We start from the raw sequence: 21,413 nt of genomic DNA on the forward strand, positions 1-21,413 counted from the left end.
TTATTTTTTTGAATTCGTTTACAATATAAAAAAGAGAACAACAGAGGAGGAGTTAATATGCAAGTAACCGCATTAGGCGCAATTATTGCACTTATATTAGCAATTTTTTTAATAATTAAAAAAGTTCATCCAGCATATGCCCTTATATTAGGTGCATTAATAGGTGGTTTAGTAGGTGGAGTAGGACTAACAAACACTGTAGTATTTATGATTGATGGTGCAAAAGGTATAATGCCGGCAATCCTTAGAATACTTACTGCCGGAGTTTTAGCAGGAGTCCTTATAGAATCTGGTGCTGCTGCAAAGATTGCAGAAACTATTGTAGATAAAATAGGAGAAAATAATTCTCTAGTAGCACTAGCACTCGCAACTTTAGTACTGACATCTGTAGGAGTTTTTGTAGACGTAGCAGTTATTACAGTAGCACCAATAGCGATGTCTATTGCCATTCGTGCTAATTTATCTAAATCATCGATTCTTATTGCTATGATAGGTGGGGGAAAAGCAGGAAATATTATGTCTCCTAATCCTAATGCTATAGCAGCAGCGGATGCATTTAAAGTGCCATTAACATCAGTTATGGCAGCAGGTATAGTGCCAGCAGTATTTGGCCTTATTGTTACATGCATAATAGCGAAAAAGCTAATTAAAAAAGGAAATTTTGTTGAAAAAGGCGAAGTTGATTGTGAAGTTGAGCAAAAACCAAGCTTTTTATCAGCAATTGTTGGACCAATAGTTGCTATAGTATTACTTTCTCTTAGACCTTTATTCAAAATTAGTATAGATCCACTAATAGCATTACCAATCGGAGGGACCGTTGGAGCTCTTGCTATGGGAAAAATAAAAAACTTAAATAAATACTCAATTGTTGGGTTAACAAAAATGAGTGGAGTAGCTATTTTACTTATTGGTACAGGAACGCTTGCAGGAATTATAGCTAATTCTGGGTTAAAAGATGTAATTGTGCAAGGACTTAGTGCTTCAGGCCTTCCTGCATATGCATTAGCGCCTATAGCAGGAATATTAATGTCTGCGGCTACAGCATCAACTACATCTGGTACTGCAGTAGCAAGTACAGTATTTGGTGGAACTATATTAGAACTAGGAATCTCACCTCTTTCAGCAGCGGCAATGATTCATAGTGGAGCAACAGTTTTAGATCATCTTCCACACGGGAGTTTTTTTCATGCAACAGGTGGAAGTATATTTATGGATATGAAGGGAAGATTAAAACTTATACCATATGAATCATTAGTAGGTTTAACTATGACTTTAGTGTCAACTATAATATTTGGAATAATGAAATAGAGCTCTAAGTAATTGATTATAACAATTAATAATAAAGAATATCTCACAGGTTTAAATTAGTAATTCACTTTGGAAAGGATAGATATATATGAAATTTGTGTTAGCACCAGATTCATTTAAGGAAAGTATGACAGCAAAAGAAGTAGCGGAGGCCATGGAGAGAGGAATCAAAAAAATCATTCCACATGCGGAATGTGTGAAGGTTCCAATGGCTGACGGTGGAGAAGGAACGGTGCAGTCTCTTGTAGATGCAACAGAAGGTGAACTATACAAAACGCTGGTTAAAGGACCCCTTGGTGATGAAGTTCTAGCTACATTTGGAGTGCTTGGAGATAAAAAAACAGCAGTAATTGAGATGGCTAGCGCCAGTGGGTTGCATCTTGTGCCTAGGGAAAAAAGAAACCCTCTTTTGACTACAACTTATGGTACGGGAGAATTGATTAAAGCGGCTCTTGATGCAGGTGTTAACCATCTGATTATAGGAATAGGCGGTAGTGCCACAAATGACGGCGGTGCGGGAATGATACAAGCACTTGGTGGAAAGCTCTTAACAAAGGATAATGAAGAGATTAATTTAGGCGGTGGATATTTAAATCTTCTTCATAAGATAGATTTAAATGGACTAGATAAGAGGATAAAAGATACTAAGATTGAAGTAGCCTGTGATGTTACTAATCCTTTAACAGGCAAAAATGGTGCTTCTTATATTTTTGGACCACAAAAGGGTGCAACAGGTGAAATAGTTAAAATTTTAGATGATAATTTAAGTCATTATGCAAAAATTATAAAAGAACAGTTAGGCTTAGATATTGAAAGTATTCCTGGAGCAGGAGCAGCGGGGGGACTAGGTGCAGGGCTTCTTGCTTTCTTCTGCGCAGAACTTAAAAGGGGAATAGATTTAGTTACGAAGCATACTAATCTCAAAGAAAAAATGCAAGATGCAGATTATGTATTTACTGGAGAAGGAAGCATAGATGGACAAACACTTTATGGAAAAGCACCTCTTGGAGTGGCTTTAATAGCTAAAGAATATAATATACCTGTTATTGCATTTGCAGGACGAATAGGTGATGGAGCAGAGGCTTTATATGCACATGGAATAAATTCAATAATAGGCATATTATCAGAAGCTGAAACAATTGATAAGGCACTTGAAAAAGGTCCGGAAAATATTGAAAGAGCTAGTGAAAATGTAGTTAGAATTATTTTACTTAATAAGTAAGCTAATCTTAACAAAATAGTAATTAATAACTCCTTACGGGTTTATTAATTACTATTTTGTTGTTTTTAAGAAAAATTTTCTTAAAAATTGTAATTTTTATTAACCAATATCTGCATCAGTGAATATAGTATAGTATAATAAAAAATATGAATTATATAGTATATTTAGCTCATTAATAAAACAAATTGTAAATTTATAATAAAGACAAATTCAACTATGAATCCGATTTATTAGTACATATATCAACGCATAAAAATTATGTCCACAATATATTTTAGTGATATATGTATCTATAAAAGTATGAATAACTTATAAATCGGTATCTGTGTGTATCGTCTTATTCTAAATTTATACAAAAAGGAGTTTTATAAAATGAGTAGAGATGAAAATAATTGTAAATCAGGTTGTTCAAATAATAATAATAACTGTGAATGTGAATTATGTCATTCTATTAATGCAGAACCAGTAAATATAGAAAAACATGGTGCAAAATTATTAACTGTAAGAATACAAGTAAATAACGTATGCTTTGGCAAAACAGTAGCTGTTGCATGTATTATATATGATAATGCTGGTAGAATAATCACTTTTAGAGGGTTTACTACAATATTATGTAAAGAGGATGAATGCAATCAATGTGGTACGATTAGACGTAAACTTGTGTTTGTACTTCCAGATGATATTGAAGAGCCAGAAGAAGTAGACGTACGTATTGCAGCTAATTATTTATTTCCATGTGAGTAAAATAACTATGTAACTACAAAAAGAGATAATGAAGATTTAATCTTCATTATCTCTTTTTTTATTAAAACTAGTCGCATGCAAATAAATAAATTTGTCGAATATTAAAACTTATAATAGAAATTATAAGCTTAAACATGGTATAATATAAACTTATGAGTTGAAAATATATTTAAGTTATACTTAAAAATTATATATGGAACAAAAGAAAGGAAGTTAAAATGAGTAACATAAAATTTGAGGAATTTAATATTAGTGAAGAAATATTAAAAGCAATTAATAATTTAGGATATAAAAATCCTTCAGAGGTTCAGGCTGCGGTAATACCTATAGCCCTAAAAGGTAATGATATCATAGTAAAATCACAAACAGGTAGTGGGAAAACAGCTGCTTTTGCTATTCCACTTTGTGAAAGTGCAGATATAGAGGAAACAGAGCCTCAAGCATTAGTATTAACACCTACTAGAGAACTAGCTCTTCAATTGAGCCAGGATATAACACAAATAGGTAGATATAAGAAAATTAGAGCCGTAGCTGTTTTTGGTAAACAACCTATAGAAATGCAAAAGAAACAGTTAAGGCAAAGAGTGCACGTAGTAGTAGGTACGCCAGGAAGAACCTTAGATCATATTGAAAGAGGAACTATTAATTTAGACAAGATAAAATATTTAATATTAGACGAAGCAGATGAAATGCTTAGCATGGGATTTATAGAACAAGTAGAAGAGGTTATCAAAGCTGTTCCTAAAAATAGAGTTACTATGTTATTTTCAGCTACAATACCAGAATCTATTGAAGCAATTTGCATGAAATACATGGTGAATCCTGTTAAAATAGAAATAAACCCTGAAAAATTAACCGTTGAAAAAATTGATCAAGTTTGCTATGAAGTAGAGGAAGATAAGAAGCTCAGTTTGCTTAAGAGAACGCTTTATGTTGAAAATCCAGATTCATGTATAGTATTTTGTAGAACAAAAGAAAATGTTGATGCAATAACAAATCAAATGAAAAATCGCCATTATTCATGTATTAAGATACATGGAGGGTTACTTCAAAATGATAGATTAGATGCTATGGAAAGATTTAAAAAAGGTGAATTTAGATTTCTAGTGGCTACGGATGTTGCTGCTAGAGGTATTGATGTAGAAGATATAACTCATATTATAAATTATGATTTACCCTTAGAAAAAGAAAATTACGTGCATAGAATAGGAAGAACAGGACGTGCAGGCAAAAAGGGAAAAGCTATAACTTTTACAACGCGTCATGAGAAAAGATTTTTACAAAACATAGAAAACTATATTGGTATGGAGATACCTAAAAAACCAATTCCATCAAAGGAAGAGTCTGAGCCATATAGGGAAGCATTTTATGAAAAAAATGATGCCAAGCCTATTATTAAAAAGACTAAAGCATCTAATTTTAGTAGCGATATAATGAAAATATATATCAGTGCAGGTAAAAGGAAAAAAATAAGAAATGTAGATATTGTAGGAACTATTTGCAATATTGAGGGTGTTAGTGTTGAGGATATAGGTATTATAGATATTCAAGATAGTTTCTCTCATGTAGATATCATGGCTGGAAAAGGCAAGTTAGTATTAGAAGCCCTTAAAAACGGGACAATAAAGGGAAAAACAATTAGGGTAGAAAAAGCAAACAAATAGTACTTAATACTATAGAATGCAAAATGAGGTAGATAATCTAATTATCCACCTCATTTTTATATTAAATCATCTCCTGCGGAGCTGAAGTATTAACGACTTCAGAAGGATATTTATACTCCCACTGAAGTTTTCTGTTTGATAGCGTATAAAATGGCTGAAGATAATGGATTTACTGTAGTTTTAATGAGTGGTGACTTAGACCATATTCATTTATTAATAGAATTCATTACTCAACAATATATTCCTGATATAATGAAAGCATTAAAAGGAGTATCGGCTAGATTATTAATTAAAGAATATGGAATAATACTAAAGAAGAAATTATGTGGAGGCCATTTATGAAGACCTTCATATTTCGCTGCAACAGTAAGTGAGATATAGAAGAAGTTTGCTAATATAATATAAACAAAGCGGGTAGGAAGTATCCGAAATTTAACACCCATGGAGTTAGTAGGTAACGAGGACAATGATGTGGGAAAATCTAAGCGCAATCTTAGAAGCATGTGACTTCAGTCATGTGAGCTTCACGCGATAATATATATCTTAATGTTATAGATTAAACATAGAGTTATAAAATTGTTTTTAAATACAATTTAAATACTCTTTAATATGTGTTAAAATATAAAAGTTGTGGGAAAGATTTCGTCAAGGTAACTTAAAAAAAACAAACAACTAGGTAATATTAAGTATTATATAAATTATCAATAATATTACTTGTTAAAAAGGAGAGCTATAATGAAAACATTTCAAGATTTAGTAAATGAGACTTTAGATGTTCAAGATTTAGAGGAATTAGAATCAGCAGCAGATTTATTTCAATTTGGTATTGAAAAAGGATATTATAATAAGCGCCAAGCAGATCAATTTAACATTACATATTGGAAAATGAAAAATAAGTGCTTAGCTTATGAAGTTGCCAAAGAAATAAAAGGTAATAAATTAGATATAATTACCATGGTTACTAGTGCCCCAACTGAAATAAAAGACAATATGCGTGAGCTTATAAATTATGTAAATGGGAGAGTTAAGGCATTAAAGGGTAAAATGAATGGGAATAGATAGCATTGCTATTTTATAAATAATAATGAACTAATTGAAGTTAAGTTAATAATCATCTGTGCAGCTCCATTTGGGAATAAAAGGTATATAATATTATAAGTGAATAAGCTTATAGGAATATATGCAAGAAGGGTATATATTTATATATAAATATATACCCTTTATTCGTATAAATCCCCTGCAAGTTTTTCTAATGCACTTGTATTTAGATTGGAAATGGTGTGTTTTTTTTAATTTCTATGGTAACCTTATAAAAGGGACATATGAACAAATTAAAGAGTGGAGGAAATTAAATGTATAAAGCATCTGCGGTATTTATAGGTATATTAATTGCTATAATGGTGACTTTTAATGGGATTTTAGCAAATTATACAGATCAGTATGTATCAATATTAATAATTCACATAGTTGGACTTATTGCTGTTATTACTGTTTTATTATTTAAAAAAGAAAAGTTTAAGATTCCCAAAAACATTCCATTATATTTGTTTAGCGGTGGATTCATAGGAGTTTTTATGGTGTTTTTAAATAGTTTATGCTTCAATTTACTTGGCGCTTCTCTAACTTTATCATTAGGTATATTTGGACAATTAGTATTGGCCTGCTTTATAGACCATTATGGCCTATTTGGTTTAAATATTTATAAGTTTAAAAAGAAAAAAGTTGTCGGTTTTTTTATAATATTTTTAGGGCTAGTCACAATGATAATATATTAAATGGGAGATGGGGAAGTATGTTGTATATAATTTTAGCAATTTTATGTGGCTGTATTACTATAATATCCATGATTGTAAATTCACATCTAGCTAAAGAAATAGGGATTTTTCAAGGAACCCTTATAAACTATATTGTAGGATTATTAAGTACCATATTACTTATAGTTATAGTGAAAACCACTGTAAACACATCACTTAGTAGTTACACTACAATACCAGCATGGGCTTTTTTAGGGGGGTTACTAGGAGTAATAGTTGTTGCAAGTTCGAACATTGTAATTCCTAAAATTCCTACTATTTATACTACTTTGCTGATATTTATGGGTCAGCTTTTTACTGGTATACTTATTGATTATTTCAGAATGGGTTTTATTTCAAAAGGGAAAATTATTGGTGGCTTATTAATTCTATTTGGGCTAATATATAATTCTAATGTTGACAGGAAAGAATTGATTGGAAAATGTTAACGATATATTAATTCAGATTATAAGAACATGAGCAACTCCGCAGGAAATGCTTTAATATTGTAGCTGCAAAAGTGATGATTTAATGAAAACTAAGTGATTATGGAAGATAAATTCATAATCACTTAGTTTTTTTATTGGTAGTAATGTATAATAATTTTTAAAAGGTTGTTTTAATATTTAAGAAATTAACGTATAACGAAAGATAATATAATTATAGAGAAAATAGTTAGTATATTTTATCATATGGCGTCCGTATATAGAAGTGATCACATTGAAAAATAATGAATCGCATTTTTTTTCACTACTGATGAATTTTTAAAAAAAAGTAGGTGTTACCTTAAGAATACTGCAGTACTATGATAAAATAGATTTAACGACATTTAGTAATTATAGTGATGTTTATAGCTGCAAATTTTTGTGAATAAATTATAGATTCAAGTAAAAATAAATTAGAATAGTTAAACATTAAAATAAAATTTAATTTGAAGGGTAGGATATGAATGAAAATAAGGAATATTCCTTTTTCACCTCCAGACATAACTGATACAGAAAAAAAACTTGTAATGGAGGTGCTAGATTCAGGGTGGATTACAAGTGGGCCTAAGGCTATGGAATTTGAAGATCAAATTGCTAAGTATTGTCATGCAAATAATGCAGTAGCACTTTCAAGTGCAAGTGCAGGCTTAGAACTTATATTAAAGGTTTATAACATTTGCGAGGGTGACGAAGTTATTACAACACCTTATACATATACAGCTACAGCAAGTGTAATAATCCATAGGGGAATTAAGCCAACTTTTGTAGATGTTAAAGAAGGCAGCTTTTTAATAGATGAGCAAAAATTAGGTATGACAATTACACCTAAAACGAAAGCTATAATCACTGTAGATTTTGCAGGGGTTCCTGTAGATTATGATGCTATAAAAGAAGTGCTTAAGGAAAAAAACAGAGAAGATATCATATTCATATCAGATTCAGCTCACTCATTTGGAGCAATATACAAAGGAAACAAAGTTGGAACACAGGCTGATTTTAATGTTTTTTCGTTCCATGCGGTGAAGAATTTAACAACATCAGAAGGGGGAGCAATTGTTTTTAATGATAATAAATTTAAGGGGAAGGAAGATTTATTGCGAGAGTTTAAAATAACGTCTTATCAAGGTCAGTCAAAGGATACATTTGCTAAGCTGAAAGCAGGAGCTTGGAAATATGATATCATAACAGATGGGATGAAATGTAATATGACAGATATTAGTGCAGCTATAGGGATTTCACAACTTCAAAGATATGAAGGAATGATTGAGCAAAGAAGAGATATTTTTAATGTGTATACCAAAGCTCTTGAAACTAAACAGTGGGCGATTATTCCTTTTATAAAGGATGAAAATAGAGAGACATCATATCATCTATATCCTTTAAGAGTAAAAGGAATTAATGAGATGCAAAGAGATGAGGTAATCCAAAAACTTGCAGATATAAGCATAGCTACAAATGTTCACTTTACGCCTTTGCCAATGTTTACACTTTATAAGAATCTTGGGTATTCTATAAAGGATTATCCAAATGCATATAATCAATATGCAAATGAAATAACACTTCCAGTATACTCAACGCTTAAGTTAGAAGATGCAGAGTATGTGGTGCAAAAAGTAATAAGATGCGTAGAAGAGATAATGGGATAAAGCTCAAATTTAACTGACATTGCCAACTATATAAAAGGAGGTCCTATTATGAAGGTTAAATTTTATACATCTACAAGAGAATATACTGATAAAAAGTCGGAATTTAACAATGCTGTTCTAGGAGTTATGGAAAGAGGAATATCGATGCTAGGCACAGAGGTAACTGACTTCGAAGAAGCAGTTAAAAAATTTACTGGAGCTAAATATGCAATTGGTGTTGCATCGGGTACAGATGCCTTAGTAATGGCTTCTGATATACTAGGTTTTAAAGATGGGAAAGAAGTAATAACTTCACCTTTTACTTTCTTAGCTTCTACATCTTGCATTGCAAAACATAGGGCAAAACCTGTATTTGTAGATATTGATGAAGAAACTTTTAGTATAGATGTAGGCAAAATAGAAGAAGAAATAACAAAGGATACCGTAGGGATTATCCCAATTCATTTATTTTCACAAATGGGTGATATGGATAAAATTATGGACATAGCCAGTAGAAATAATTTGAAGGTTTTAGAAGACGCTGCGGAATCGTTTGGTATGAGATGGAAAGGGAATGGATCAGAATTTAGACATGCAGGTACAATAGGAGACTTTGGTGTTTTCTCATTCTTTCCTACCAAGACTTTAGGAGCTTATGGCGACGCTGGTATGATAGTAACTAACGATGAAAACTTAGCACGTATTACTAAAATGTACAGGGTTCATGGGGCTTCTAAGAAGTATCATTATGATTACATTGGATATAATTCAAGATTGGATTCAATTCAAGCGGCTATATTACAAGTGAAAATGAAATATATAAACGAAGCAATTCAAAAGAGAAATCATATTGCAAAATTATATATAGATAGATTACAAGATTGTGAGTTTATTAAAATACCTAAAATTAAAGGAAATCAAAAGCCGGTGTATTATGTATTTAATATATTAGCCGAAAGAAGAGATGAACTTTGCGAATATCTAAAAGCTAATGAAATAGGAAATAGTATTTATTATCCAATACCGCTTCATCTTCAAAAATGTTTTGAATACTTAGGATATAAAAAAGGCGATTTCCCAGTATCTGAAAGAATAGCAAATGACATCATTGCACTTCCTATATACCCAGAGATAACTGAGGAAGAAGTAGAATTTGTTTGTGAAACTATTAAGAAATTCTATAAAAAGTAAAGGAATTCCATATTACATTAATATGCATAGAATAGATATAACAATCATTGCATAAACCAAAAATATAAATATACGTTAGTTGAAATATAGTAAAAAAGAACATTCCATAATTAGTTGGACTAATTATGGAATGTTCTTTTGTTTTAAATAATTATGGTGATATGGACGGTTCATGTAAGTGTGATTTTAAATTTTTAATGTAAGCTCTTACCTTATAAATTTCTACTGCTGTAAGTAATGTTGGTGGTCCTAGTTTAGATAAAAAATTAATGACTTCTGTACTTTCTTGTACAGTGTCTTTAGCATATACGTAATCTGGTTTTAGCAATATACAGCCTATTATACAACCTATTATGGCTGGGTATGTGTTAAATTTAATATCTTTTAGTTTTGCTTTAAATATAGCATTATTAATTCCATCTACTAAGGCTTTTCTGGGGTGACATGAATTTATTGTTTTAAATATAATAATAACCCCCTTAAAAACTATATATACTAATTATAGTATATGAAACTTAGGGGTAAGTGATATAGGTAGGAGATAATTTAATATGTACTAAGTATAAAACGGTAACAAACTTTAATCAGTATCTTGTAATGTACAATAGCATGTGCTAGTATATAATAAAGGTAAATAATCTAAGAGAAGGTGAATTAATGAATGTACAATTTAAAAAAGGCGTTCTTGAATTATGTGTATTATCTGTACTTGATGGCAGAGATTGCTACGGATATGAGCTTGTAAATGAAATTTCACAAGATATAGATATATCTGAAGGAACAATATATCCTTTGCTTAGGAGATTAAAAAGTGATGGATTTGTAACTACTTATCTTCAAGAATCACAAGAAGGGCCACCAAGGAAGTATTACAGCATTACGACACTGGGTAAGAATACAAAAGAAGAGCTAAAAGATGAGTGGTTGGATTTTGTAATCACAGTGAGCAAAGTTTTAAAGATAGAACAGAAAAAGGAGATGAGGATATGAATAAAAATGAATTTATGAAAGAACTTTCAAGAAATTTATCTAATCTTCGCGAAGAAGAAAAACAAGATATTTTAACTGATTATGATGAATATTTTACAATAGGAGCAGAAAAAGGAAGAAGTGAAGAAGACATAGCCATATCTCTTGGAGAGCCTAGAACTATTGCAAAACAGTTAAGAGCAAATTATATGATTGAGAAAGCACAAAATACAAAATCTTCAGGAAATATTGGTAGAGCTATAATTGCAGCAGTCGGTTTAGGTTTTTTTAATATAATATTGTTAGGACCTTTTATAGGTATTGTTGGGGTGCTCATAGGATTGTATGCAACGGCGTTTGGATTTACTATAAGTGGAATAGTGGTAGTTTTAGGCACGTTTCTTAAATTAATATTTCCAAGTTATATATCCATGGATGTAAATTGGATTATAAGTATTGCAATTGGCATGGGGCTTAGTGCTGTAGGAGCTTTAATGTTTATAGGATGTAAGCATCTAACAAAATGGCTATATAAAGTAACTATTAAATATTTAAAAACAAATATCAAAATAATTAATGGTAAAGAGGAGCAAGACTATGAGAAAATTTAATGAAAAAAAGGTTGTAAAATGGTTGATGATTGTAGTTATGTGTTCAATAATACTAGGAGGAGTAGGGTACGTACTTGAGTATAAATTAGGTATTATAAAATCTAACAATGATATAACACAAGGAAGCAGTACATCTAATGATAAGTTTAATATAGATGCTACAAAGGAATTTAGTAAAGGGAATATTAAAACCATAAATGTAGAAACAGTAAGCACAGACGTAAACATTATCACTACCAAGGAAGATAAAATAAGAGTTCATTTTTATGGTAATTCAAATTCGAAAAAGTCAGCACCACATTTAGAGGCATTTGCAAATGGGGATGATCTAGATGTTTTAATTAAATATCCAGGTAAAATTTTTGGTATAAATATAAACACAAAAATAAATTTAGATATATATGTTCCGGAAAACTATAAAAAGGATTTAAAAATAAATACAACATCAGGGGATGTTATTATAGGAGACCTACGATTAGATAAATTTAAATTTGATACAATATCAGGAGATGCTAAGATAAACTTATTAACAGCTAATGAAACAATATTTGAGGGTACTTCCGGCAAAGTAAATGTAAAATCCTTATTAAGTAAGAAGAATGAATTTAAGACAACTTCAGGGGACACAAAAATAGAAAATATTACAGGAGATATATTAGGTCAATCAGTTTCAGGTTGGTTCAAGTTTAATTATAAAAACTTTAACAATGATATTAATATAGACTCTACTTCAGGAGATGTGGAATTAAAACTTCCTAAAAAATCAGAATTTAAATTAGACTTTGACAGTACATCAGGTGATCTTAGAAATGATTTTCCTATAACAGTGACAGGAGAAGCTGACAAGCATGAAATAAAAGGGGATGTAGGTAATGGAAATAAAATAATAAAAATAAATACAACTTCAGGTAATGCTACTATTAATGCTTCGGATGAGTAAAATTTATAAAAAAGGTTTCTGATAAATAAAACTAGAAAGCCACAAACCAGTAGGATAAATTATCCTACTGGTTTTTTATATTCTCACTATATCTAAAAATGTTAATATTGAAGCTCCGCAGGAGATGATTTAATTAGTACTTGACAGTATAAGTATATAGTATTATATTTATAGTGTACTACAACGAATAGTACGCGTAGTACACATAGTGCAAATAGTGAAGAGTTAATTATTTGAGAGAAGGTGAAACCTTGATAAACATTGATAGCAGAAGCGGTAAACCTATTTATGAACAGATTATTGAGAGAATAAAGGAAAATATAATAAAAGGAATATTAGAACCGGGAGATAAATTGCCTTCTGTAAGGGAACTTGCATCGCTTATAACAATCAATCCTAATACTATAAGCAAAGCATATAATGAGCTAGAAAGAATGAAGGCAATTGAAGTTATAAGAGGAAAAGGAACATTTGTAGTAGAAAATTTCAAACCTATCATGAATGAAGAAAAGATGAGAGAAATAAAAGAACATATGAAGAAAATAATTATAGAGGCACATTATATAGGTGTTGATAAAGATACGTTAATAGATATACTAAATGAAATTTATAACCAGTTTTAACGACCTTTCAGAAAAAAATATATTAATAGATGGTGAAGATATTTTAATTTTAATTTAAGGGGTGGTTTAAGTTGAAAAAAGTACCATATATAATCTTACTGGGATGCATAATTGTTACCATCTTAATATCTGCTTGTGGTAAAAAAAACATGAAGAATAATCTCATTATAGGAAATAAAAGTTCCGAAATTATTAGTGATATAGTAATTCAAAGGGTTGATAAAGTTAATATTATAGCTAGTCATCTTAAGGCTAACCAGCATGGATATTTTGATATGGGGGTACAAGAAAATTGTACTTATAAAGTGGAATTTGAAGACAAAAACAACAAGAGTACTCGTAGCAAAGAATTTACGTCAAATTTTAGTAGAGATAAAATAGCAAATATAAATATTTTAAAAGATAATAATGGAGAGTGGTCTGTTATTATAGAAAATTAAAAAGATTAAACAGAGAGAACAGAAATGTTCTCTTTTATTTTTATTATTGCTTTTGTTTAATTCATAATAAATATGGTAAAATATAAAATAATGGATTATATGGAGGTGATACTATTAAATATTCAGAAGTCTACAACAAAATAAATGGAAATAATTTTATCCACCGATGCATATTAGTTAAAGGGAAATCTGCTAGTGGTAAAACAACTATGGCAGTTTCTAAATATAAGAATATGATAGAAAATGAAAATATAAAAAGTTCAAATATATTATGCTTATTTATGAATAAATATCAAAATATAACATGGACAAGAGAGATGGATTTTAACATGACTAGTGAGATTCGAAAAAACTCTTACTATGGATTTATCAGAAAAGAACTATCACTTTATTGGCCATATGTAGTAGAAAATTGCAAGGAATTAAAAATTAGTCTGTTGAAACCTGAATTCGCATCTTTTGATGCTACAAATTATGCTATGAAAGCACTAGTGGAGCATTTTAGAACGTCTAAAGGGTACTTTATAGATATTACATCAACTTCTTCTAAAATAGCTTCAGATTTGATTTCTAACATTAATAATGCTGCACTATCATTAGTGCCTTTTAATGAAATAGGAATTAGGCTATATAATTCATTAGAGGTAAAGGATTTTTGTGCAAAAGAAATATATAATCAATTGGATGAAGTAATTCAATATTATATCTCAAAATTATTGGGAAATGGTGTTGTAGATTATGGATTGTGTTTTTACTTGTATAATAAGTATTTACTTAAAGATGCAAGATACTTTAATATGAATAAAATAAAATATCTTATAGTAGACGATATAGATCAGGCTTCACCATCAGAGCTAGATCTGATATTTAAGCTTATTGATAATGTAGACAAGGCATACTTGTTTTACAACCCAAGCGGTGGATTTTGTAGTTATTATGGGGCTAATACTAATTATTTGAGACAAAAATTAAATATTGATTATGATGAAATTATTCTAGATGAGCATTTTTGCTGTAATGATGAATTTATTGATTTTTCGCGTGCGATAGAAAACCGAGCACATAATAATTACGAAGAGGAGAAAATAAGCGACAACCTACCAGCTTATATAGATTTGACTTCACAGCTTCGATGCGAAATGGTTGAAAAAATATCATTTAAAATTGAAGAATTAATAAATCATGGAGTTAAGCCTAAGGATATAGCTGTAATATGTCCATTTAATGATTTTGTCATTTCTCATGAACTACAGAAAAAAACAAAAGAATTAGGTATATCAGTCATGGAGACTTCTAAAAAATATAGATTTATTGACAATGAATATTTACAGCCATTAATTATATTAGCAGTATTGTGTAATTCTTTTACAAGCATAAAGTTAACAAGTGAAGATTATAAAAACTTTTTTTCTTTTATGTTACAGCTAGATATAATCAGGAGCTCGCTACTTTCTGATTTAGTAAATTCGAGTGGAGAGATGCGAGATATTAATAAAGCCATCCAAGATAGAGTAGGCATTGAGGTCGCAAGTAATTATAATGAATTAAAAAAATGGATAAGTGATTATAAAGAAAGTAACTTGGAATGCAATATACCACTAGGAGAATTTTTTAGAAAAGCATTCTTAGAAGTTCTTATAACAATACCTAAAGTTAAACAACATGTAGGTGACTATATAAGTATATATGAAAATTGTGAAAGCTTCGTAAATACTTTAGATAAATTACAATTTAAAGGGAAGTCATCTGAGGAGAGATTTATAGAATTTATAAGGCGTGATGGAAAAGATTTTTATTCGTTGAATGATATTCAAGAAATGCTATTACAAGAGAATAGTATAGTTTTCACATCGCCATATACATATTTAACTTCAAATTTAAGTAGCGTGGTTCAGATATGGGCAGATATTAACAGTAATATGTGGTGTTCAAGAAATATAAAGGAATTATCAAATTATTACGTGTTAAGAAGTAATTGGAATATTAATGATATCTATACGCAGGAAACAGAAAACAATAATATATATAGAATTTTAATGTCCGTTGTTGATGGCCTTTTAAGAAAATGTAGGGGCAAATTATACATATATGGCAGTGAGTATTCTCTAAATGGATATGAACAACAAAGTATATTTGCGGATATCCTTGTAGAAATCTTAAGCGGAAGAGGTGAAAATTATGATAGGGGATATGAGTAATGAAGAGGTAAAAATAAGTTATAGGGATGATCAATTGCATATAATGGAATATAGAGGAGGAACCATGGCGGTTCCAGCAGTTCCAGGAGCAGGGAAAACCTTCATAATATGTAATCTAGTATGTGAACTTATAGAAGATAAAATTCATAAACCTGGGAAAATACTTATAGTTACTTTTATGAATAGTGCAGTGAATAACTTTAAACATAGAATTTCAATAGTTTTACAAAATAAGGGAATAACAGCGAGTAATGATTATGAAGTTATGACTATTCATAGTTTAGCACTAAAGATTTTAAAAGATAGACCGGATGTAGTGGGAGTTAATGAAGAATTTAAAATATTAGATGATGTAAATAAAAGCTTATATTTAAATAAGTGCATTATGCATTGGAGAAGAAACGGTGGAGAAAATATATTTAAGGCTATGATATTAGATAAATCCCTAAATAAATACCCAGGAAAACAAAATGATTGGTGGAATGATTTTTTCACGACGGTGGATACAATTATTGGGGAATTAAAGATAAATGATATTTCTCCAGAAAAGTTAAAGGATGAAGTGAAAAATTTAAACCAAGACAGCATTTTAAATTATATATCTGAAATTTATGATTCATACACTAAAACCCTAAAAAGAGAGGGCTATATAGATTATAACGATTTGCTAATTCTTGCATATAAGCTTCTAAAAACTGATGATGTGCTTCGCGAAAAATTAAATGTAAAATATACTTTTGTATTTGAAGATGAGTGCCAAGACTCTAATTTAATTCAGGGAAGAATATTGGGTTTAATTTCTGAAAAAAACGGAAACTTAGTTAGGGTAGGGGATGTTAATCAAAGTATAACAGGTACATTTACATCTTCAGATCCAAAATTTTTCAGAGAATTTTGTGAAAATGCAAATAAAAAGTTTGAAATGTATATGGCAGGACGTAGCACAAAACATATTATTGATTTAGCAAACGAATTAGTTCGACATATCAATAATCATCATGGTGAAGAAAAATGTAGGTGTGCATTAGTAAATCAAGAAATTAAAACGGTACCAGAGTTTTTTAAAATAAAAAAGCAGGATGTGGACATTTACGGAATAAGCACTATGGTTTGTAGTTCAAATCAGGATGAAATTAATAAAGCTACTAAGCTAACAATGAAATTCAAAGAAAAATATCCTAATAAAACCTGTGCCATATTAGTTCCGTATAATAATCAAGTTAAAGAAATAGCGGATAAACTTAGAGAGTTAAATATTGAGTGTGATGAATTGTCAAATAAATCAGATAAAAGATGTAAGGCTGCATTTACATTAGGATATATATTGCAGTTTATTTCAGAGCCACATGATAGTTTTAAATTCAAAGATTTAGTAAAGAATGTGTTTATAGAAGAAAACAACGAAGAAAGTGAAAGGTTGTTTGATTTCATACAAGATTATAAAGTAGAAAAGCTAATGTATCCCAATGGAGGAGTCATAGATCAGAAAGATGTTCCTCGCGAAATATTAGGTTCAGAGGTCTATCAAAAATTTATAAAGTGCATGCAGCAGATTAAAATAATATTTCAATATCCTCAAACACATTTAGATAGACTGATTTTGCATATTAGTGATGTTTTAAATTTCAGTCTTGAGGATAGAGCGATGGCAGATGCAGTTGCATCGTATATTATATTTCTATCAAAAGATGAAAGTGACTTTTGTTTAAAGCATATAGTGGATCAGTTGCTAGATGAAAAAAATGGTATATTAAATCATATTTCAGGTATAATTTATGACCTAGAAGGATATGAACCTTCCTCAGATAGAATAACAGTTTCTACTTGTCATAAAGCAAAAGGACTGGAATGGGATTGTGTATTTATATTAAGCATCACATCTTACCAATACCCATATATGACAACGGATAAATTTAGGGAGTACTATTACTTGAAACAACAATTTAAAAACCCTACAGTTCTTTGTAAAGCTGAAATTGCAAAAATTCTTGGTAATAATATTTGCGAAGATCCAATTGGGGAAGCGAAAATACAGATAATAAATGAAAAAATAAGGCTCTTATACGTAGGAATAACAAGAGCTAAAGAATATTTAATTTTAATGGCATCTAAGTGTAATGAAGGTAAATGGAATGAAAGTAAACCTTCAAAGTACTTTTATGTGCTTCAAGACTACATAAACAGCCAAAGGGGCGATGGTAAATGTTAGATATTAGAAAATTAAAGCACGTTTACTATAGTCAAAATTTATTAAACACTTTTGATAAATGCCCTTTAAGATTCAAAATCAAGTATTTAGATAATGTTAAGTGGAATAAGGATTCAATAGATAATGAGGATTATTATGAAAATATGAATATGGGACTCGATTTTCATCTCATTTGTGAAAGATATTTTTCAAATATTCCTGCTGGTATTGATAATAGCAATATCGATTTAATGAATTCGTTCAATTCATTAAAGGGAAAATTTACTCTTTTAGATGAAAATATATATTTTACTGAATATGAAATAAAAATGAGAAAAGATAACATCAGGATTCAGGCAAAGTATGATTTGGTAATTATTAAGCCAAATAACAAAATAGAAATATGGGACTGGAAGACCGAAAATAGAAAACTTGACTATAAAGAAGTGTGTAAAAGAATGCAAACTATTGTTTATATGTATATATTAGGTGAGAGTTCTTTGAAAATATTTGATAAAGATATACCCCTAGAAAATATAAGTATGAATTTTTGGCAACCTCAGTTTAAAGATGATATCATTACTATTAATTATTCAGAGAGTAATCATAGAATTCACGAAGTGAAAATTATGGAGATAACGCGTTCATTAGACAATTATGATTTTAGTTTGGACTTTAATAGTGAACTATATGGCACGCAGTGCAAATATTGTGAATTCGGTGGATGTAACCAGGTTTGTGATGACTTTAGGAGAAAGCAATGAAGAATTTAAGGGATTTTAACAAAAAAAGAATAGATATTGATGAGTTGCAACAATATTTTAATATAGAAGATTATATAAAACTAGTAAATGTAGTAACAAACTTAATTAATGAAGCAGTAATACTACCTATAAAAAGCAGTAAACTAAATGGTAAGAAACCAGCTCTATATAATAGATATACCATTATAGAAGAGAAACAAGATAATTCGAGGTATACACAGGAATTATCATATGGCATTAATATTAAGCTCGATAAAACTTATTATATGAAAAACATTGATAAATATAAAGAAGATAGGAACTTCATTCTTTCTTTGAGTAGATTTCTTGATGAGCGAATATATTTATTAAGTACAGAAGTAGCAGCTAATGAAAGAAGCTTTCAAATTTGGGGAAGAGAAAAATTCCTTAATAGAGAAGGTGGAAAAAGGATACTGAAAAATCTTAACTTAGCGGAGGAGTTTTTAAACATTTACGACACTACGCAGCCTCTTCCCTATTATTCTTATAGCAAAAATTCACCACAAAAGATTTTAATAATTGAAAACAAAGATACATTTTATAGCATGAGAAAACACCTTATAAAAGGGAATAACACAATATTTAGTGAGGAAATCTTTACATTAATATATGGTGGAGGAAAAAATATATATAAAACATTTAAAGACTTTGAATTATGTGTAGAGCCCTATCTTTTGCATAAGGATAATAAAATTTTATATCTTGGAGATTTGGATTATGAGGGAATAATAATCTATGAGGAATTATATGAAATTTTCAAAGACGATTTTAATATAAAACCTTTTGTTAAAGGATATGAATTTATACTAGATAAATTTATTAAAGAAAATATAAATTTACCAAATACAAAAGAAGGTCAAAATAGAAATATAGGAGAAGTATTTTTAAGTGAATTTACGCAGCAGTATAGAGATGTTATAATGAATATACTTAGCTCAAATAAATATATTCCTCAGGAAATATTGAATATTGGGGATTTTTAGAAGTGTGAATAGGAGGAATTTTAAAAATGCGGGTAGATTTTCTTAAAGATTTTGATATAAGAATGAAGAAAGTTGGAGCTTATGCTCTGCTTTGTAAAAATAGTATGTTTAAAAACACATGGAAGAATTATGGGTTTGAGGAAACTCATGAGTACATAAATTTAATTTTTGCAGTTATGCTTTATATAATGGAGGAGTCCTTAAAGGATGAATACTGTACTATGGATAGTGTAGGTAGCTTTATTGATGATGTTAATATGAAGTACTTTAAGAAATCTCTAAGTTATGAAGAATGCACGGAACTGGGGGAATTCATAGTAAACGTAGTGCTGTGTGATGAAGGGAAGGCAATGTATTTTAAAGGATTTGACTTTGAGGGAGGAGAATACAAGGATATATACATTAGTTTTGTTTCGAATAAGATAGTTTATGTTGATGATGTGGTAAAGAGAACTTCATATTACTTAACGGATGATGGGTATTCACTGCTTTTATCTACTTTAGAAATTGAAAGCAATATGAAGCTCACCATACATGAAATGATATTTAAGCTTCATCTTGAAAAAGCTAGTTATGATAAGGCTGTAGATGATGTTAAGAATATATTTAATCTTCTTAGAATACAGCTTCAGAAGATGCATGATGCTATACGTAGAATCAGGCAAAATGCTCTTAACTATTCTGTGGAAGAATATAGACAATTATTAGAAGGCAATATGGATTCTTTGAATACAACAAGAAAGAAATTTAGTGAATATAGAAATATGGTTAATCTTAAAATACAAGAGATTAAAGAGCAGGATATAAACGTTAAAAAACTTAGTGGCAAGGAACTTGAAAATCTAAAATTCTTAGGGATAATTGAACAGTATCTTGGGCGCGCAATTGAAGAGCAGCAAAAAATATTAAACACTCATTTTGATTTTAAAAGTGTATATTCAAAAGAATTAGAGGAAATGGCTTCTATGTCGCTTATAAAGAGATTTAATATAGGGACGGACATATATGACAAGATTATGGAAGACAGCTCAAAGCTGGATACTATAGATTATATTTTAAGGTCTTTATATAGAGCACCTATTACTAAAATATATAACCTTAATAAGTGCCTTCAGTATCAGAAAACCATAAAGGCAAAAGAACTTGAAGAAGATGAGGTGGTATCCTTTGAAGAAGGTCACTTTATAGAGGAAAAAAGAGAAAAAGCAAGAGAGAAGCTAGATAAATACAGAGGATCCTTAAAAGCGATTTTAGAATTTGCCTCTGAAAAAGGAGAAGTATCTCTTAAAGAAATATCAGAAAAAATCAAAAATGATAGTAATAATAAACAAGTATTAATACCCACCGTTGAGATATTCAGGGAAATAATAATAGAACTTTTAAAATATAAGCATATTGATATAGCAGAGCTTAAAAAAGAAAAAGAAGAAACCATATCAGAAAAAGAAAAATTCGAATTTGAGTTAAATGAAACTATACTAGACTTAGTTTGCAGGCAAATTGAGCTTAGTGATATTAAAAATATTTATATTTCTAAAATAATGGATAGCGTGGAAAAGATTAAGTTTTACGGACTTCCAAGTGATAAAGGTATAGTTAAAACTGTTATATGCTCAGATGTGTGTTTTAAAGTAGAAAGGTAGT

20 protein-coding genes are annotated in these 21,413 nt (G+C 29.8%); all 20 read left to right on the forward strand.

What is annotated here, in order from left to right; translation table 11 throughout:
* Positions 1-57: 57 nt before the first annotated feature.
* The 20 genes from ACWJKS_RS07710 (at position 58) to ACWJKS_RS07805 (ending at position 21,412) form a co-directional block, all read left to right on the forward strand.
* The gene (locus tag ACWJKS_RS07710; RefSeq protein WP_216304296.1) at positions 58-1,308 is read left to right on the forward strand and encodes a GntP family permease; all 1,251 of its coding nucleotides are present in this window, start codon (positions 58-60) and stop codon (positions 1,306-1,308) included.
* An 88-nt stretch (positions 1,309-1,396) separates the two neighbouring features.
* The gene (locus tag ACWJKS_RS07715; protein ID WP_220287656.1) at positions 1,397-2,530 is read left to right on the forward strand and encodes a glycerate kinase; all 1,134 of its coding nucleotides are present in this window, start codon (positions 1,397-1,399) and stop codon (positions 2,528-2,530) included.
* Between the two features lie 372 nt (positions 2,531-2,902).
* Complete coding sequence (locus tag ACWJKS_RS07720; RefSeq protein WP_462953931.1) at positions 2,903-3,274, forward strand: hypothetical protein; 372 nt, start codon at positions 2,903-2,905, stop codon at positions 3,272-3,274.
* A 218-nt stretch (positions 3,275-3,492) separates the two neighbouring features.
* The gene (locus ACWJKS_RS07725; protein WP_462960873.1) at positions 3,493-4,938 is read left to right on the forward strand and encodes a DEAD/DEAH box helicase; all 1,446 of its coding nucleotides are present in this window, start codon (positions 3,493-3,495) and stop codon (positions 4,936-4,938) included.
* Between the two features lie 135 nt (positions 4,939-5,073).
* Positions 5,074-5,280: a transposase gene (locus tag ACWJKS_RS07730; RefSeq protein ID WP_165413494.1), complete on the forward strand. Its 207-nt coding sequence runs from the start codon at positions 5,074-5,076 to the stop codon at positions 5,278-5,280.
* A gap of 393 nt (positions 5,281-5,673) precedes the next feature.
* Entirely contained in the window at positions 5,674-6,000 is a 327-nt protein-coding gene (locus ACWJKS_RS07735; protein WP_165413495.1) for a hypothetical protein, read from the forward strand.
* A gap of 290 nt (positions 6,001-6,290) precedes the next feature.
* Positions 6,291-6,713, forward strand: a complete 423-nt coding sequence (locus tag ACWJKS_RS07740) for a DMT family transporter (protein WP_165413496.1) — start codon at positions 6,291-6,293, stop codon at positions 6,711-6,713.
* Between the two features lie 17 nt (positions 6,714-6,730).
* Positions 6,731-7,180: a DMT family transporter gene (locus ACWJKS_RS07745; RefSeq protein WP_165413497.1), complete on the forward strand. Its 450-nt coding sequence runs from the start codon at positions 6,731-6,733 to the stop codon at positions 7,178-7,180.
* Positions 7,181-7,686: 506 nt separating this feature from the next.
* Complete coding sequence (locus ACWJKS_RS07750) at positions 7,687-8,862, forward strand: DegT/DnrJ/EryC1/StrS family aminotransferase (RefSeq protein WP_462961058.1); 1,176 nt, start codon at positions 7,687-7,689, stop codon at positions 8,860-8,862.
* A gap of 48 nt (positions 8,863-8,910) precedes the next feature.
* Positions 8,911-10,032, forward strand: a complete 1,122-nt coding sequence (locus ACWJKS_RS07755) for a DegT/DnrJ/EryC1/StrS family aminotransferase (protein WP_462960874.1) — start codon at positions 8,911-8,913, stop codon at positions 10,030-10,032.
* Positions 10,033-10,689: 657 nt separating this feature from the next.
* Positions 10,690-11,022 carry a PadR family transcriptional regulator gene (locus ACWJKS_RS07760; RefSeq protein ID WP_216304302.1) on the forward strand — a complete coding sequence of 111 codons (333 nt, stop codon included), beginning with the start codon at positions 10,690-10,692 and terminating at the stop codon, positions 11,020-11,022.
* Positions 11,019-11,612, forward strand: a complete 594-nt coding sequence (locus ACWJKS_RS07765; protein WP_220319757.1) for an HAAS signaling domain-containing protein — start codon at positions 11,019-11,021, stop codon at positions 11,610-11,612. The genes ACWJKS_RS07760 and ACWJKS_RS07765 overlap by 4 nt, the downstream gene beginning before the upstream one ends.
* Positions 11,599-12,552 carry a DUF4097 family beta strand repeat-containing protein gene (locus tag ACWJKS_RS07770; protein WP_462960875.1) on the forward strand — a complete coding sequence of 318 codons (954 nt, stop codon included), beginning with the start codon at positions 11,599-11,601 and terminating at the stop codon, positions 12,550-12,552. Before ACWJKS_RS07765 ends, ACWJKS_RS07770 begins: the two co-directional genes overlap by 14 nt.
* A 251-nt stretch (positions 12,553-12,803) precedes the next feature.
* Entirely contained in the window at positions 12,804-13,175 is a 372-nt protein-coding gene (locus ACWJKS_RS07775) for a GntR family transcriptional regulator (protein ID WP_462961059.1), read from the forward strand.
* 71 nt (positions 13,176-13,246) lie between these two features.
* The gene (locus ACWJKS_RS07780) at positions 13,247-13,615 is read left to right on the forward strand and encodes a hypothetical protein (protein ID WP_220286785.1); all 369 of its coding nucleotides are present in this window, start codon (positions 13,247-13,249) and stop codon (positions 13,613-13,615) included.
* A gap of 209 nt (positions 13,616-13,824) precedes the next feature.
* Complete coding sequence (locus ACWJKS_RS07785; protein ID WP_462960876.1) at positions 13,825-15,813, forward strand: hypothetical protein; 1,989 nt, start codon at positions 13,825-13,827, stop codon at positions 15,811-15,813.
* Positions 15,794-18,022, forward strand: coding sequence for an ATP-dependent helicase (locus ACWJKS_RS07790; protein WP_462960877.1), 2,229 nt, complete (start codon positions 15,794-15,796; stop codon positions 18,020-18,022). Before ACWJKS_RS07785 ends, ACWJKS_RS07790 begins: the two co-directional genes overlap by 20 nt.
* Positions 18,016-18,765 (forward strand): PD-(D/E)XK nuclease family protein, encoded by a 750-nt coding sequence (locus ACWJKS_RS07795; protein ID WP_462960878.1) that lies wholly within the window; start codon positions 18,016-18,018, stop codon positions 18,763-18,765. The genes ACWJKS_RS07790 and ACWJKS_RS07795 overlap by 7 nt, the downstream gene beginning before the upstream one ends.
* On the forward strand, positions 18,762-19,769 hold the full coding sequence (locus ACWJKS_RS07800) for a Wadjet anti-phage system protein JetD domain-containing protein (protein ID WP_462960879.1): 1,008 nt from the start codon (positions 18,762-18,764) through the stop codon (positions 19,767-19,769). The genes ACWJKS_RS07795 and ACWJKS_RS07800 overlap by 4 nt, the downstream gene beginning before the upstream one ends.
* 26 nt (positions 19,770-19,795) lie before the next feature.
* The gene (locus ACWJKS_RS07805) at positions 19,796-21,412 is read left to right on the forward strand and encodes a hypothetical protein (RefSeq protein WP_462960880.1); all 1,617 of its coding nucleotides are present in this window, start codon (positions 19,796-19,798) and stop codon (positions 21,410-21,412) included.
* Position 21,413: the final 1 nt, after the last annotated feature.

It is taken from the genome of Clostridium sp. CM038, from assembly GCF_055081105.1.

Coding starts and splice junctions, on each gene's coding strand:
- ACWJKS_RS07800 (WP_462960879.1), top strand. CDS start 18,762: ATGAAGAATTTAAGGGATTTTAACAAAAAAAGAATAGATATTGATGAG.
- ACWJKS_RS07740 (WP_165413496.1), top strand. CDS start 6,291: ATGTATAAAGCATCTGCGGTATTTATAGGTATATTAATTGCTATAATG.
- ACWJKS_RS07715 (WP_220287656.1), top strand. CDS start 1,397: ATGAAATTTGTGTTAGCACCAGATTCATTTAAGGAAAGTATGACAGCA.
- ACWJKS_RS07720 (WP_462953931.1), top strand. CDS start 2,903: ATGAGTAGAGATGAAAATAATTGTAAATCAGGTTGTTCAAATAATAAT.
- ACWJKS_RS07795 (WP_462960878.1), top strand. CDS start 18,016: ATGTTAGATATTAGAAAATTAAAGCACGTTTACTATAGTCAAAATTTA.
- ACWJKS_RS07760 (WP_216304302.1), top strand. CDS start 10,690: ATGAATGTACAATTTAAAAAAGGCGTTCTTGAATTATGTGTATTATCT.
- ACWJKS_RS07735 (WP_165413495.1), top strand. CDS start 5,674: ATGAAAACATTTCAAGATTTAGTAAATGAGACTTTAGATGTTCAAGAT.
- ACWJKS_RS07805 (WP_462960880.1), top strand. CDS start 19,796: ATGCGGGTAGATTTTCTTAAAGATTTTGATATAAGAATGAAGAAAGTT.
- ACWJKS_RS07725 (WP_462960873.1), top strand. CDS start 3,493: ATGAGTAACATAAAATTTGAGGAATTTAATATTAGTGAAGAAATATTA.
- ACWJKS_RS07785 (WP_462960876.1), top strand. CDS start 13,825: ATGGCAGTTTCTAAATATAAGAATATGATAGAAAATGAAAATATAAAA.
- ACWJKS_RS07770 (WP_462960875.1), top strand. CDS start 11,599: ATGAGAAAATTTAATGAAAAAAAGGTTGTAAAATGGTTGATGATTGTA.
- ACWJKS_RS07745 (WP_165413497.1), top strand. CDS start 6,731: ATGTTGTATATAATTTTAGCAATTTTATGTGGCTGTATTACTATAATA.
- ACWJKS_RS07765 (WP_220319757.1), top strand. CDS start 11,019: ATGAATAAAAATGAATTTATGAAAGAACTTTCAAGAAATTTATCTAAT.
- ACWJKS_RS07710 (WP_216304296.1), top strand. CDS start 58: ATGCAAGTAACCGCATTAGGCGCAATTATTGCACTTATATTAGCAATT.
- ACWJKS_RS07790 (WP_462960877.1), top strand. CDS start 15,794: ATGATAGGGGATATGAGTAATGAAGAGGTAAAAATAAGTTATAGGGAT.
- ACWJKS_RS07755 (WP_462960874.1), top strand. CDS start 8,911: ATGAAGGTTAAATTTTATACATCTACAAGAGAATATACTGATAAAAAG.